The sequence below is a fragment of the Citrobacter sp. C5_2 genome (assembly GCF_014596845.2).
Lineage (GTDB): Bacteria > Pseudomonadota > Gammaproteobacteria > Enterobacterales > Enterobacteriaceae > Citrobacter > Citrobacter werkmanii.
This window is the reverse complement of sequence record NZ_CP115032.1, coordinates 3,970,717-3,984,864: the sequence shown is the minus strand read 5'-3', so window position 1 is coordinate 3,984,864 and position 14,148 is coordinate 3,970,717. Positions and strand designations below refer to the sequence as shown.

At 45.5% G+C, this 14,148-nt stretch carries 15 protein-coding genes, 1 tRNA gene and 1 pseudogene; 11 read left to right on the top strand and 6 right to left on the bottom strand.

Annotation, left to right across the window (positions count from 1 at the left end; translation table 11 throughout):
* Nucleotides 1–73 precede the first annotated feature (73 nt).
* The 11 genes from ICA20_RS19355 (at nucleotide 74) to ICA20_RS19305 (ending at nucleotide 11,540) form a co-directional block, all read left to right on the top strand.
* Complete coding sequence (locus ICA20_RS19355) at nucleotides 74–793, top strand: Crp/Fnr family transcriptional regulator (protein WP_038637701.1); 720 nt, start codon at nucleotides 74–76, stop codon at nucleotides 791–793.
* Nucleotides 794–1,389: 596 nt separating this feature from the next.
* Nucleotides 1,390–1,971, top strand: a complete 582-nt coding sequence (locus tag ICA20_RS19350; RefSeq protein ID WP_038637704.1) for a common pilus major fimbrillin subunit EcpA — start codon at nucleotides 1,390–1,392, stop codon at nucleotides 1,969–1,971.
* Between the two features lie 53 nt (nucleotides 1,972–2,024).
* Nucleotides 2,025–2,702: a hypothetical protein gene (locus tag ICA20_RS19345; protein WP_038637707.1), complete on the top strand. Its 678-nt coding sequence runs from the start codon at nucleotides 2,025–2,027 to the stop codon at nucleotides 2,700–2,702.
* 57 nt (nucleotides 2,703–2,759) lie between these two features.
* Complete coding sequence (locus ICA20_RS19340; RefSeq protein WP_038643008.1) at nucleotides 2,760–5,252, top strand: CS1-pili formation C-terminal domain-containing protein; 2,493 nt, start codon at nucleotides 2,760–2,762, stop codon at nucleotides 5,250–5,252.
* Between the two features lie 4 nt (nucleotides 5,253–5,256).
* On the top strand, nucleotides 5,257–6,873 hold the full coding sequence (locus ICA20_RS19335; protein ID WP_038637710.1) for a hypothetical protein: 1,617 nt from the start codon (nucleotides 5,257–5,259) through the stop codon (nucleotides 6,871–6,873).
* Nucleotides 6,870–7,568, top strand: coding sequence for a fimbria/pilus periplasmic chaperone (locus tag ICA20_RS19330; RefSeq protein ID WP_038637713.1), 699 nt, complete (start codon nucleotides 6,870–6,872; stop codon nucleotides 7,566–7,568). The genes ICA20_RS19335 and ICA20_RS19330 overlap by 4 nt, the downstream gene beginning before the upstream one ends.
* A gap of 141 nt (nucleotides 7,569–7,709) precedes the next feature.
* Nucleotides 7,710–8,447, top strand: coding sequence for a winged helix-turn-helix domain-containing protein (locus tag ICA20_RS19325; RefSeq protein ID WP_038637715.1), 738 nt, complete (start codon nucleotides 7,710–7,712; stop codon nucleotides 8,445–8,447).
* Entirely contained in the window at nucleotides 8,422–8,892 is a 471-nt protein-coding gene (locus ICA20_RS19320; RefSeq protein ID WP_038637718.1) for a hypothetical protein, read from the top strand. The genes ICA20_RS19325 and ICA20_RS19320 overlap by 26 nt, the downstream gene beginning before the upstream one ends.
* Nucleotides 8,893–9,233: 341 nt before the next feature.
* Entirely contained in the window at nucleotides 9,234–10,682 is a 1,449-nt protein-coding gene (locus ICA20_RS19315; protein ID WP_038643010.1) for an EAL domain-containing protein, read from the top strand.
* Between the two features lie 114 nt (nucleotides 10,683–10,796).
* On the top strand, nucleotides 10,797–11,261 hold the full coding sequence (locus tag ICA20_RS19310; protein WP_038637720.1) for an isoprenylcysteine carboxylmethyltransferase family protein: 465 nt from the start codon (nucleotides 10,797–10,799) through the stop codon (nucleotides 11,259–11,261).
* A gap of 203 nt (nucleotides 11,262–11,464) precedes the next feature.
* Nucleotides 11,465–11,540, top strand: a tRNA-Thr gene (locus ICA20_RS19305).
* A gap of 389 nt (nucleotides 11,541–11,929) precedes the next feature.
* On the opposite strand, the gene ykfI is transcribed toward ICA20_RS19305, so the two are convergent.
* From ykfI to ICA20_RS19275, 6 genes and pseudogenes are all read right to left on the bottom strand, one after another.
* Complete coding sequence (ykfI, locus tag ICA20_RS19300) at nucleotides 11,930–12,271, bottom strand: type IV toxin-antitoxin system toxin YkfI (RefSeq protein WP_003031349.1); 342 nt, start codon at nucleotides 12,269–12,271, stop codon at nucleotides 11,930–11,932.
* Nucleotides 12,272–12,291: 20 nt separating this feature from the next.
* On the bottom strand, nucleotides 12,292–12,609 hold the full coding sequence (locus ICA20_RS19295; protein WP_003031347.1) for a type IV toxin-antitoxin system YeeU family antitoxin: 318 nt from the start codon (nucleotides 12,607–12,609) through the stop codon (nucleotides 12,292–12,294).
* Nucleotides 12,610–12,626: 17 nt separating this feature from the next.
* The gene (locus ICA20_RS19290) at nucleotides 12,627–12,848 is read right to left on the bottom strand and encodes a DUF987 domain-containing protein (RefSeq protein WP_003031346.1); all 222 of its coding nucleotides are present in this window, start codon (nucleotides 12,846–12,848) and stop codon (nucleotides 12,627–12,629) included.
* A gap of 8 nt (nucleotides 12,849–12,856) precedes the next feature.
* Nucleotides 12,857–13,333: a RadC family protein gene (locus ICA20_RS19285; protein ID WP_003031345.1), complete on the bottom strand. Its 477-nt coding sequence runs from the start codon at nucleotides 13,331–13,333 to the stop codon at nucleotides 12,857–12,859.
* A 15-nt stretch (nucleotides 13,334–13,348) separates the two neighbouring features.
* Nucleotides 13,349–13,810, bottom strand: a complete 462-nt coding sequence (locus tag ICA20_RS19280) for an antirestriction protein (RefSeq protein WP_003031344.1) — start codon at nucleotides 13,808–13,810, stop codon at nucleotides 13,349–13,351.
* A 112-nt stretch (nucleotides 13,811–13,922) separates the two neighbouring features.
* Nucleotides 13,923–14,015, bottom strand: a pseudogene (locus ICA20_RS19275) (DUF905 family protein); the annotation flags it as partial.
* Nucleotides 14,016–14,148: the final 133 nt, after the last annotated feature.

The following is a 14,148-nucleotide window of genomic DNA, read 5'->3' as shown; positions in this document are numbered from 1 at the left end:
GGTCTGCGGTTCACGTATTGTTCCCCACGCTTGTTCTATTAGAATCAGTCTCATTTTTATGAGGAGTTGTTGCGTGAAATCGGATATTCACAAACTTAGTATTCCTGTTGTGCCGCTCGGCAATCCGTTCCCACCCCGCCATTGTTCGCTGTGTCCAAAGGGAACGGCTATTGATCGTGATAATGAGTACAAGTTAATAGACAAAAGAAGGAAGTTTAAAGCAGGTGAGATTCTCGCTCGGCAGGATGAGGCCGCAGAGATGCTTTTTGTGATTCATGAGGGGTATTGCAAGTCCAGCGTGGAATGTGGCGATAACGTTTTTATCAGCCGCTTTTATGTTCCAGGGGATATCATGGCGCTGGATGCTGTCGAAGGGAGAACGTATCTGACCACCATCAGGGCTGCAACGACTGCGGAAGTTTGCCATATCGACATCGCGCGGTTGTTCAAGGTCGCAGAGAAGGATCCTTCAGTTGCCGCAGCAGTCATCAAGTTTCTGTGCAGAGATAATGGGTTCATTGTTGAGAAATTGCGGCGTTATGCGAATAAACACGCGGAGGCCAGAATCGCCGCTTTCCTGGTGGAGTTTTACGAGATGCATTTGCGTATTGGCAGACCGGAAACGACGCTTCGATTGCCTTTTTCCCGGGAAGAAATTGCCAATTATCTCGATCTTAAAATTGAAACCGTCAGCCGTTCATTAAAATCACTCGAACAACAAGATTTGATTACCTTACATCGTGTACGTACGGTAACACTTAATAGTTATCTCGGTTTGAAAAGCTTCATCTAATTCTCGCTTTTATGAATATGATTTTTTTCTTGCAATACCAGGAATATTCTTTTTATATGGAAAATTCCTGGTTTTATTTGTGTGAAATAATTATCAATTCGAGTATTAATCCTCCAGATTTTTGCTTTGTTTATAAGAATATTCCCCTTCAAACGAAAGTTTAATGAGAATTTTCTTGTGAAGGTGAAAATTTATCAAAGTTGTAACAAATAGTCAGCATTTTAGAAAAGATATAAATATTTTAATTATCTTTATGTTTTGTAAGGATTTTATTAGGGTTTTATTTGTATGACCTTTTTGATATTTATCAAAAACATAAAAAAGATGAATTGTTTGGTTCGACTTATTTGTGTGGTTAATAATTCTGAAATGCGGCTTGTTTTGAGTAAATATATCTTAGGAAAGTTCCTGGAAGACTATTTGTGTAAGAAAATTCTTAGTCTTTTGTAATTTCTGCGTTTCAGGGTTTGTTGAGATGTTACTTAATTCAAATGATAATTTTTTTGCGCGGCAATTCTGGCTCGCAATTAATGGAACCGCTGGAGTGACTTAATAATAAGACTCGGTGGTGAGTTTGTTCTTAGGAGAAGATAAAAATGAAAAAACTATTATTAGTAACCTCTCTGGCTTCTGTATTTGTTGCGGCAAATGCAATGGCAGATGTTACTGCTTCTGCAACTGCCTCGTGGGATGCGACGGCAACAAAAGATACCACCAGCATGTTGGTTGTCACCCCGCTAAACTCTTTGACTTTCCAGTATGCTGAAGGACTGAATGCCTTCAACTCTCAGGACGGTGCTTTTGATGTGACTATTCAGGGCCAGGAGACGGCAACCGATTTTGAGCTGACTGCGCAGATCATTAGCAACACTCTGACCAACGCCAGTGGTGATGCATCTACCCTGAACGTAGGAGTGGCATGGAATGGCACCGCGCTGACTAAGTCTTCAGATACTGTCCTGGTCAACTCCAGCTCGACTTCTGGTCTTGAAAGCCTGATGGCTGATGGCGCTTATAACGGTGCTGCTCGTGTCAGCGATCAATCCAACTTCAAATTCACCATCACGTCAGCGACTTCTGATGGTACCCAGGCAGTAACGGATTACTCTGCCCTGCCAGACGGCTATTGGACTGGTGATGTAAAAGTACAGTTCAATGCAACCTGGACGACTACCTAAGTAATAAAAAATTCGGGAGAATTTTATCTCCCGAATTTATCAGGAATGGTGTCATGAAAAAATATTTACCGACAGCGATGTTGGTAGGGTTAGTAGTATCTTTTCCCGGATGGGCAATTAATGTTGGTGAAATTACATCGATAATGACTTCTGCTGAGAGTTCATTATCGAAAGAAATTACCAATACAACTGATGCGGCGCGTTATGTCAGTGTTTCGGTAAAACAATTGTCATCACCTTTAGCTGGCGGAGTCGAAATAAAGCCTGTTAATTCCGGAGAGTTACTTTCTACACCTGCCAACCTTATTCTTCCTGGTCAGGCGAAGGATGTATTTCGCTTTTTCTATAAAGGACCAGCAGATGATGTTGAGCGTTATTATCGTCTGCAATGGATTGATGAACCGGTTACCGAGAGCGCGGAAACCCGGGCCAATAAAATGGCGGTTGCAACAGCGTCGGCTGAAATTGGAACTATTTTGGTGGTTGCGCCGAGAAAGGAGCGTTTTGAATATAACCGAAATGGCGACGTTATTACCAATACTGGCAATGTTTCGTTTCGAGTGATCGCCTATGGCACGTGTAAAGAGAAGGCCCGCGATCGAGGACGAGGCTGTCGCGAACGTTATTACATTATGCCAGGTACGAAAATAAAATTACAGTTTACCGATATTAATAATAGCCGTTCACGGATCGGTATCTGGCACGGTAAGCAGTTTATTACAGTGAAGTGATGGTCGATTGCAGCCATCTGTACGGGATAAATAAAATACCGGAATGTAAGGATGCATATGACAACAAAAAACATTGTCGGCGGTAGCTTTTGCCTTTTTCTTGCGCTGACACCAGGATTTTCACATGCAGCCCCAGTAAAAGTGGGTAATTACGTTATTCCCAGCGCTTTCGCCCGTTCACTGGAGCAGGGAATGACGGTACCGGTATATATTCGCTACAACGAGACTGACGAGAAAAGTCAGCAAAAAATTGCCGATGCGGTAATTTCGCTTGTTGATGGCAATATTACCGTTAAATCCCTGACGCTTACTGAATTGCCTAATAATGCCGTGTTATCTGGAAAAACCCGCGCATTGGTGGAAAAAATTCGTGATGTGAAGTTTCACGATAATACCAATATCGAGCTATCGGCTAATGCACGCCTGCAGCTTAACGTCTCTTCATTTCATCTGGAGATGATTGTTAGTAAAGATGCGCTAACTGAAGCGATTGTCGCACGCAGCAGTCTGCTTGGGCCTTCCAGTGTGGAGACGCTCTCCAATGTCCTGAATTATAACTTTGGTACCTACTACAATGATTATCACAACGGCAGCAGTACTCGCAGCTATCTGACGGTAGACAATACAACATCGCTGCGTGAGCACCATATCAACATTAACGGTTCGTTTTACGGTATAGGCGACAGCAATGGCACCAGCAAACTCTATCGGGCGATGTATGAGCGCGATTATAACGGGTATCGACTGGCGCTCGGGATGCTTGACACCTGGAATGTCCAGTCTATTGCCAGTCTGAATGCGCTGAACGGCGGTAAAATTTACGGTGTGAGCTATGGAAATAAAGGAAGTACGGTTGTTGAAAACACCGCACTTTCACTCACGCCGATTACCGTATTTTTGCCAGCCGCTGGCGAGGTTCATGTCTTTCGTGACGGGCGATTGCTCAGCGTGCAGAACTTTAATATGGGCAGCTATGAAATTGATACCAGTCGTTTTCCGTATGGAGTTTATGACGTCACGGTAGATATCGTGGTCAATGGCCGGACAATTAATAGTCGTATCAGCAGGGTAAATAAAATCTTTGCCCGCCAACAAGCAGCCGGAATTGATCAGCTCTCGTGGCAATTTTTTGGCGGCTCACTGGATTATGATCGTGTGAGCTATAAGCGAAATAATTATCAGGATTTGGGCAGCGAGCAGACATGGATTGCTGGCGGGGCCGCATCGGTAACGCTGGCGGTATTGTCGGGACTGGGCCTGAAATCCACGCTCTACGGTTTTGACAACAATGCGGTTAATGAAACGGATGTCACGCTCAATGTGAATGAATACGTAAGCATTGGCACTCAGACGCTGGTAGCGAACGATTCGTCATGGCGAAACATCAGTAACATTAATCTCAATGTACCTGAGGGGTATGGCTCTCTCTGGGCATCTCGTGAAGACAGTAAAATTGGCGATCGTTTGCCCGTGCAGGAACGTGACAATTATTCCATTGGCGGCACGCTGAATATCGGAAAGTTTATTCCTCATGGCGGTTCGCTCACCGTTAGCCAGACGGAGAATCGCTATTCAGGCAATAAATACCGTAACCTGGACTACAGCACGACCCTTTATTCAGGCAGATATGCCTCGGTTGGGCTGCGTGCAGGGATCCAGCGTTATTACTACAACAACCGAAATGACGATGGGCGACAGGAACGTTATGTCAGCCTGGATTTATCGTTGCCGTTGGCTTCCTGGTTGAGCATGGGGGTCTCCCGGGATCGCTATGGCAGCACCCAGGGGAATCTCAGTGCGCGTAAGCAGTATACTGAAGGCCCCATTAAATCAGTCGGCCTGGCGGCGTCAACCCGTCTGAGTGGTGAACAATATTACGACAACAACTATTCGATAAACGGCAATTTGAGTTATGACACGAAATATAACGCCGGTACCGTATCGGTAACGCGTTCCGCGGATAACTCCACCAATATGAACTTCTCTTCTCAAGGCTCTCTGGCGTGGGCTGGGAAAGACTTCGGTCTGAGTAAAGAGAGGCAACGGTCAGGTGTCATCGTGAAAACAGATTTGACCGGTGAGGGGAAACTGGCGGCGAAGATTAACAATCGTAATTATCTTCTCAGCGGTAAATCAAATTTCATTGCACTGCCGCCCTATGCCCAGTACAAGCTGGAAATTCTCAATGATAAAAACTCTGAGGACAGCTTCGATATTGTTTCAGGACGCAAGCAGGAACTGACGCTATATCCGGGTAACGTTGGTGTTATTAACCCTGAAGTGAAAAGCATGGTCACCGTGTTTGGGCGTATTCGTTACCCTGATGGGCAGTTAGCTGCAAATACCGATATTCATAACCACATCGGGAAAACACGTACCGATGAAAAGGGTGAGTTTGCTATCGATATTGATAAAAAATATCCGGTCATCACGCTAATTTCAGCCAATGGCAGCGTTTGTGAAGCCGATCTCGATCTGGAAAAAGCACGCGGCGCGGCGTGGGTGGGTGAGGTGAAATGCGCAACGCAAACCACTATGGCACAGAGGTAATAAAATGAAAGTATTAAATAAGTTGGCTATTTTAATCTGTGCTGTCGGAAGCTTTACGCCCTTGCCTGTTTTAGCTTTGAAGGCCTCCTCGTCCGGGTCAGTCAGTAATAACTATTTGTTTATTGAAAATGCTATCGATGGTGAATATTTTATTACCCCATCGGCACTTGATCCGCGCTTCAGCGGGTCAAATACGTGGATAAAATACGGTACCTCGCAGGTCAGTCTCGGATATTTAGGTTTTGTGGGCTGGACTGCACCCGGAAATTATTATCAGGATATGTGGATTGATAATTCCCCGATTAATGGGCCTTTCCGGGGAATACGTTGTTATAGTGGAACCCAGTGTCCATCGACCGGGTTTATTGCCGGGCAAGGAACTGACAATAACGGGTTTTATCATGCACAGGTGGGATCTGTCGCAGGCGTTGTTGGCGGAGCCTACGGATTCGCCTCTCTGACGGATACTGCCTATGAGTATTTTCGCAATGTGTCTACCGGTAGCAGCGAAACCTATGTATTCAACCGCTGTTATACGTCTGTAAATTATGATTATTCTTCCGGACAGCGTTGCAAAGACCAGTCGACCGGATCATGGAATTACGTTAATTATACGTTGACCAAACGCGGGCATCTGTCGCTTGAATCGACTAATGCGTTTCAGGAACTTTGGGTTGCCAGCGACGGAACGCCGAGCATCACCAAAGACTCTGGTTATTGTGAGCTTGGCGTGGTGGGCGGCACAGACGGTGTGATTTGCAAGATGGTGAGTTATAACCTGCAACAAACGGCTAATCTGACCGCCTCTCTGACGTTTCGCGCTTATGTTGACACAGCGATGCTTGGTTTTACGCCCGGAGCGGCCACCGTGAGATACTCCGGGAATGGCTCAAACTGGTATAACTATGGTTCTTCAACAGCGTATTACAACGTTTTCACTACGTCCGGGGAGTATATTTATATTTTTCTGTCGAAAGTATTTCTGAAAAATCTCGTCGATTCAGGGATCAGTATTACTAACAGTCAGCCGTTTACTTTCGGTTTTTATAATGGCTTAACACCAGAGTCAGGGCACTACCAGTTTACCCCTTCGTTACAGCTCAATATTGTGCCGAAGGAGTATGGAATCAGTATCGTCTCTTCGGACAACACAGCTTCTGCGAGCGGCAGTGGCACGATTGGCGATGCCGCTCCTATAGAAATGGATTACACCGTAACCGTCTCAGGCCCTCGTCAGGCCGATAGCATTACCGCCCAGGTTATCGGGGATAGTACGACGATCAATAGTGTGCCTTATTGCCTGTTTACCTCTACGCAAGGCGGGCTATCCGTCCCAATCCCCGCCTTTCTGCAGTACAACAGCCAGTCGGGGGGCGTAGTGCAGAAACGAAATAGCTGCAGTGAAGCACCAATCAGCATGAGCGATGCGCAGTGGCAACAGACGCCCTGGGATGCAAATAACAATGACGATGGAAGCTATTATACGACTGATTTGAAGTTGCTTTTCCCCATGAATGATTCACGTTCGCTGTTAACCGTTTCCGGAGCAGACTGGGAAGGTGTCGTCAGCGCTAGCGGAGAGATAAAAGTGACGGCGAATTGGGTGGGCGTCACGCCATGAATCGCTACCATTTCGCACTTAGATGGGCATTTGTCTTTTTTTGTGGGCTGACTGCATGCTCTGCACAGGCTGTCTACCTGGAGTCGACCATCTATGAGATGCCATCGGATAAATCATTTATCAGTAAGCGAATCTATAACGATAGCCACAAACAGAATTTGTACAGTATTAGCGCCGTAAAAATTGATAAGCCGGGGCCGGGAGGTGAAAACAGAAGCGCCATTGCTGAAGGCGAACTTCTGTTTACACCGCTGAATTTCTCACTGGCACCGCAGGCGAGTGAGTTTTTTAAGATTTTCTACCGTGGACCGCAGGATGATAAGGAGCGTTATTATAGAATTCTGTTTCGTGAAATGCCGATCACGCTGTTTACCGAGCGTAATCAAGGAAAAGGGGGACAGGCTCTCCCGGTGATCGCTATGGACACCATACTGGTTGTTCGCCCGAGAAAAATAAATCTGACCTACACCATTGATGAGGCTAACGGAACGCTGAAAAACACCGGGAATACTTTTTTTAAAATCATCGTACACCAGGGGTGCAACTCAACCGATGATGAAGCCACCATGCGTTATGTGTTGCCGGGGGAAACCTGGCGTAGTAGCCAACTAAAAACACAAAACAGAAAATTTATAGTTGCCTTGCAGAAATACCTACCCGTGGGGCAGGGGTGCTTCAAACTCAATCGTGAGTAAGTATTGAATCTGATCGGATATGTCATGATGAGATATTGAATCTATACTGTATGTATCTTTATAAAATACAGTCATAAGCTCAGAGTAGATGAAATTTTGGCCATCCGAACTCAATATTACGGTATTTAAGAGTCAGGTTGTATGAAAAGTATAATTAATGATCAGGTTGAGTACGATTCCACCAGGAAAAGCCTGAAACATGGCGATACTACAATAATTCTTTCGCCGTCTACAGCGAGACTACTTGATTTACTCATTACTCATAAAAATCAACAGCTCCACCGCGAATTTATCATTGAGGAAGTATGGGAAAAGCATGGCATGGTGCCATCCGGCCATAGTCTTAATAAAAGTATAAGTGTCTTACGAAAAGCATTTAGCGAGTTGGGGGCGGAGAACCCCATTGAAACATTGCCCAGACAGGGATTTTTGTTCCATGCTGCGGTCCGTGACGCATCGACATCCTCCAGTGAGGATCAAGACAGGTGCTTGGTACCTAAAACGGAAACGGCAGTTCCATCAAGAAACGCGAAATACGTAAAAATTTTTGTTCTCTTTTTATTAATCGCTTTAATCGCAAGCACTTTTTTTATCGTGAAGACTTTTAATACAGGTACCAGGAATTTTATCTACATCAGGGCAGTAGGTGATTGTGAACTTTATACTGCAGATGACAATAATGCTGATAAAACGAAAGCATTCTTATCCTCTGATATGTGGCGAAAAGTAAATTCGGTTTGTCATAGCGGTAAGAAAACAATAGTTTTCTATGATGATAATAATTTATCAGCAAGCAATTCTCTTAAAGAGAACTTTCTTGGAGTTTGTTCGCTAGATAAACGAGGTGTTGCGCATGAATGCGAAAACTATATTTATTAGTGGGGTGATCCTCCTTGCAGCGATAACAGTATATTTTTACCTTCATCTGCAACCTGAGACGCTGACTTGTTCTGCCAAAAATTATCTGCATCTGGAAGCTCAAACTCAGGGGGTGAAAATTGAAGGTGAAGTCCTTCTTGTCTTCCGGATATCTTCCGCCACCGAAGGGCGAGTATCTCAGGTAGGAAGTCTTGTCATTCAGGGCAAACATTATGCCGTAGATCGTAATGTCGTCCTGAAATTTATTGGTAAAGATCACGATGGATACCGACAGACCCGCCGCGTGGCCATTGTTAAAAATAAAAATGATAATGTCCCTGATGAAATTACTGAGCTGCTTATGTCACGGCAGGATATTTTCTATTATAAGGTTGTCCGTATCGCCGGAAATGTGTATGGGATAAGAGATTTGCGACGTACGCTTATGGTTTGTCGGGCTGCTTAACAGAGTTGATATATTGTATTACAAATTTTTTAAGTTGCATATGTTGTTGTTTTGCTCTTTTATGGTTTTATGTTTTGTCTTGTTGTGAAAGTGAGCAAATTTATTTGTTCTGATTAGAAAATGGGAATTTTCCTTTTTCAATATTTTAAATGGCCTTACTATTTGACGGGGATATTCATATGGACAGTTGTAATCATAAATTCCTAACCTGTGTAATATGACTTATGGAAAAAGTTAACTCACGCACCGCCTTATAATTATTGGAGGTCGAAGGTGTTGTATATGCTCTCGTGCATAAAACGAGGGACCTGCTATGCCATAAATTAAAGTTGGTGATAACTATGAATGTGAAAAAGGCTTTTCTTCTCAGTTATGATATTTTCCTTTTCTCAGGGTTAAAAGCGTCTTTGCCAAATTTAGTACTGGTTGATGCGCGCACATATATTTCTGGAGCGCAACCCGTCATACCACAATATCCATCCTGTGTGTTGGTTATTGATAATCGACTGCCATTATTCCTGGTCAGGAAGTGGCTCCAGAGAAATAGTGCACAGTTCATTAATATGAGCTGTATTGTTCTTCGGATGAGTGAAAACCAGGCTGTTAATCGAGGGTATGAAGAGTTTGTTTTTATTAATGGATGGGAATTATCAGAGAAGGTGATCTCTCAGTTAAAAGATTATTTATTGGCACCTGGTGAGATAGCCGAAATTAACAGAGGTTCACCACTATTTACTTTTTATTTAACCGAGTTTGAGGAAGAAATGTTGTATGCTTCTTTCACTAAAGAAAGATTGCACGATCTTTGTATTGCCAACTCGCTGACAATTAAGTCAGTATATCGATATCGGGAAAAAATTACCACTCGGCTCGGATTTTCTCATTTCAATGAAACAATCATTTTTTTAACCAGGAATAATTTCTTGCGTGAAGACAGTTCACCGCTAAGAAATACGGCGGTGAATATGATTTACGATGAGGTGTATGATGTTTCAGATACTAGCCGACTGAGCATGGCAATAAGGAATGAAGAAATCATTCCTTATTTTCAACCCATAGTAAATACCAGTGGTGATGTTTGCGGCGTTGAGGTTTTGGCTCGTTGGCCACAGGGGCATAACTACGCTATTTCTCAGCGTGAGTTTATTCCATTGGCAGAAAAAAGTGGGTTGATTAATGAGTTGACCAGCTATTTAATGACCATCGTTGCGCGTGATTTCGTCGGCGGAGGTTTAGGGATCAACAACACTTTATTTGTCTCATTTAATGTCAGCCCATCAGGTTTAAGTAACCCTGTCTTTTATTGGGAATGCCTTAACTTTATGGAAATGACGCAAAAATTACCCATAAAACTGATGATAGAAATAACTGAAAATCAGACGCTTACAATCACTCCAGCAATCAAAGAGCTTATTCGTTCATTACGAAACAGAGGCGTTCTGTTTGCTTTAGATGATTTTGGGACCGGTTACGCTAACCTCTGTTATCTCAATGAGTTAGACCTGGATGTAATCAAGATTGATAAAACATTCATTAAGGCTATTAAAGAGGTTGAGCAACATATTCCTATGCTTGAGTCAATTATTCATCTTTCCGGGCTTTTAGGGCTACGCGTAGTGGCGGAGGGCGTTGAACATGACTTTCAACAGCAATGGCTGGAAAAACAGAGAGTTGATTACCTGCAAGGCTATCAATTTCTACCGCCAGTGACATTTAGTGATTTTATCCGGTATTACAAGCACTCTGTCAGTTTGTATGAACCTGTATCTGGTTCAACTTTCTCAACCTAGATCTCAAGAAGGTTTGCTGTTCTGAGCGAGGCATCGTTTGTTTGTTTATCCTAAAAGGGTTATTCATAACTGTATTAATGTTCAATACAAAAGTTTTGAGGTTAGCCCTTCGCCATGCGTACATTTCTGACAAAAGTAAGAGTATGGTTTCCGCCACCGCTCATCTTAGTATTATTTCTTGTCATGGATGCGTTGACGGCGACCCCGCATTTTACGTTCGGTGCTGTGAATATCGTCGTAAGCCTATTGCTGGCCTGCGTTAGTCTGGCGGTAGCACTGCATACTGTGTGGCAGATGAGGATGAAACGCACGACGCTGAACCCGCTTCATACGGAAAGAACGACCACGCTTGTTACCGAAGGTTGTTACGCCTGGAGCCGCAACCCTATTTACCTTGGAATGAGCGGACTCCAGTTGGCCTTCGCTTTCTACGTCGGCAGCCTCGCCGGGATACTGGCTGTACCATTATTTATGCTGGTGATAGCCAGATTGCATATCGATTTTGAAGAAGAACAGCTGCGAAAACATTTCGGGCCGGAATGGGAACGCTATGAGCAACGGGTTCGTCGTTGGTTATAGAAATGTCTGATGCAATAACGCGCTATCGCGAACACGGAAAGCGCTGAGCGCGTTCCGCCGTAGCTGGTGATGACACGATTCGTGCGTAATTGAATCCGGGTGATGCAAAAATAGGCGTTTGATTCACAAGGCCATTGACGCATCGCCCGGTTAGTTTTAACCTTCTATCCCGTGTTCACATTCGTGGGCATGTCCTTTTCAGGGCCGATATAGCTCAGTTGGTAGAGCAGCGCATTCGTAATGCGAAGGTCGTAGGTTCGACTCCTATTATCGGCACCATTAAAATCAAATTCTTACGTAAGATCTTATCATTCTCCCACCAAAAAATTATTTTCATGTAACAGCTGGTGTAAGTAAATTCTATCAACGAAGATCAATCTTATCTACTGACCAAAAAGGCCTGATAGGGCTTCGCTCACTATACATCCGTGGCTGCAGGTTTAGTTGTCCATGTCTACACCACTCCTAAATTTAATGTGTTGGCAATGTGTTCAATAAAGCTCGAACAAATTAGCTCATTATGATCGGTTAATACTTCAACTTCTGGTTGCATGATTGTTTGTCCGTAAAAAGATAACGCGCCCGCCGGGTAGTAGCAGGCGCATTACGCAATAGGTAAACAAGGGAGGAAGTTCAGAAATGTAAATCGGGAAGGTTGTACGCAATGTTCATCGTACTACGTTGTTACGGCTTTGCCGCAACAAGCCAGTTGCCTGCCGCGCTCGCAGAATGTCTACAGCCCGGAGATAAGGAGATTGTTCCTGCCAGCTAAATCCCTTCCTGTCTATACGAACCAGCTCGTATTTTTCTACCAGAAAATTCACGGCATCGGCTAGGGTGATACCGGCATCGATGTGTTCCTTAATCACAGCCTCATTGCAGAATGGCGTGTCGTTTATTGTCAGACCATAGTGCTGTTCCAGCAGACGTGTCAGTAACATTTGCCAGACAGCCACGGGTGACAGGCAGGGCTTCACCGCCCGCTGAGTTGTTGCAGGTAAAGTTTTCATGTTTGCTCTCGTGAAGGTAATTAACGCTGAGTGGGGTAAATGGCGATGTATACGTAGCCGCAACTGCCAAGGGTGTCGGCTTCGCAGGTTAAATCGTTGTGGTACAGGGTAACGCAGTGGGCATGGTGGGTGCTGAGTTCACCAGTGGTCAGCATCGATTCCATCTGGCGGATAAAGTGCGGGAATGTTTCATCCAGCTTCCGGTATTCGATGTCACTGAACTTGCCGGTCATGCTGGCCCGGTCAGCCAGATAATGCAGTCGGTTGCCTTCCTGCACCAGACGGGCTCCCAGACGTGGCGTGATATCACGCTGCAGACCCCATGTGATTTTGCTCATTGATAACCTCTTTATTGTCAGTTCAGGGTGATGCTCATCAGGCAGGCATAAGGCCCCTCGCGGTCCTGGCGGCGTTCGGCGTATACCGCCAGGACTCCTGTGATATCCGGAACGTCCCTGCCGGTGTAATGGCAGACGCTACCGTGCCACTGGTATTTGCCGGTGCAGAAACGAAAGATTCGGGACTCAGGATGCTGGCGGTATATCGTCATTGCCCGGCGTTTACTGATAATTTTCATGTAATACCTCACAGCAGACCGTGTTCTGCGAACGAATAGATTTGCCTGCCGCCGACAATCAGATGGTCAGGGACACGGATATCCACCAGTTGAAGTACCTGAACCAGTCGCTGCGTGAGGGCTTTGTCAGCCTGGCTGGGCGTCGTCTCGCCGGAAGGATGGTTATGCGCCAGTATTACCGCTGCCGCGTTGAAGTACAGAGCGCGCTTGACCACCTCGCGGGGATGTACCTCGGTACTGCTAATAGAACCGGCAAACAGGGTTTCGTGGGCAATCAACTGGTTCTGCTGGTTCAGATACAGCACCCGGAACTCTTCCCGTTCAAGCGCGGCCATATGCAGCCGCAACCACTCCCGGACGGCATGAGTGGAGGTGAAGGCTACCCCAGGCTCATGCAGGTGCCGCTCCAGAGCCCTGAGCGCCCGCTGAATGAGACGCCGGTCCTGTGGCGTTATCTCGCCGGGTAAAAAGGAAAGCTGTTTCATTCGTTGCTCCTCCGGTCAGTCAATGATACGCAAAATGGCGTGGGCTTCAGAATGCTGCAGGGCATAGTCCCGCAGGCGGTAATAGTGCGCGGTCATTGCGTCACACTCTGTACGGCAGGCGTGATGGCTGTATTCAATCAGGCAGACAGCAATGCCTGCGGCTTCAGCACTCATGTCCGCGCCATTGCCGTTCATACCGTTGAACAGATGCCATTTATCGTCAACGTCAGCATCAGGGGCCATAAACGCGCCGCCATTGCTGAGCGTGTAAAAGGACCAGATACCACTGTTGTACTCGTCACAGAAGCGGTCCATCCAGGCGAAAATGCGGGGTTCCAGCGTTATCCATTGTGGGATAGAGCCAAAGTACTGCGGCCAGAAGCAGATACGCTGTTCGTCGGGTATCTGCGTTACGGTCAGTTCAAATTCGGATTCGTTAGCAGCAGATGCGAGGTTGTTTTTTGTCGCTGTTGTCATGGGTATGTCTCCGTCAATAAAAAAACGCCAGCGGCGACGGCTGGCGTATGCGGTAATAATGAGTGTTCGGGAAGATTAAATGTTGCTGGTAAATCATGCGGAGCCAGCAGATGGATACGTCCGTACAGATGCCTGGCTTGCGGGTATAGCGGTTAAGACCTTCACCGGCATCCGGTTCAAAGTTCCATGCCTGCCCTAGTCGTCTTCAATGTTAACGCCGGTGATACTGGCAGGAACTAATGGCCCTGCTGCGCAATCAGCCGATACCCACTACGGTAGGTCATAAAGCGATTAGTGAAACGACTTCAAACCTTCAGAATTATTCATTACTCCCCCCC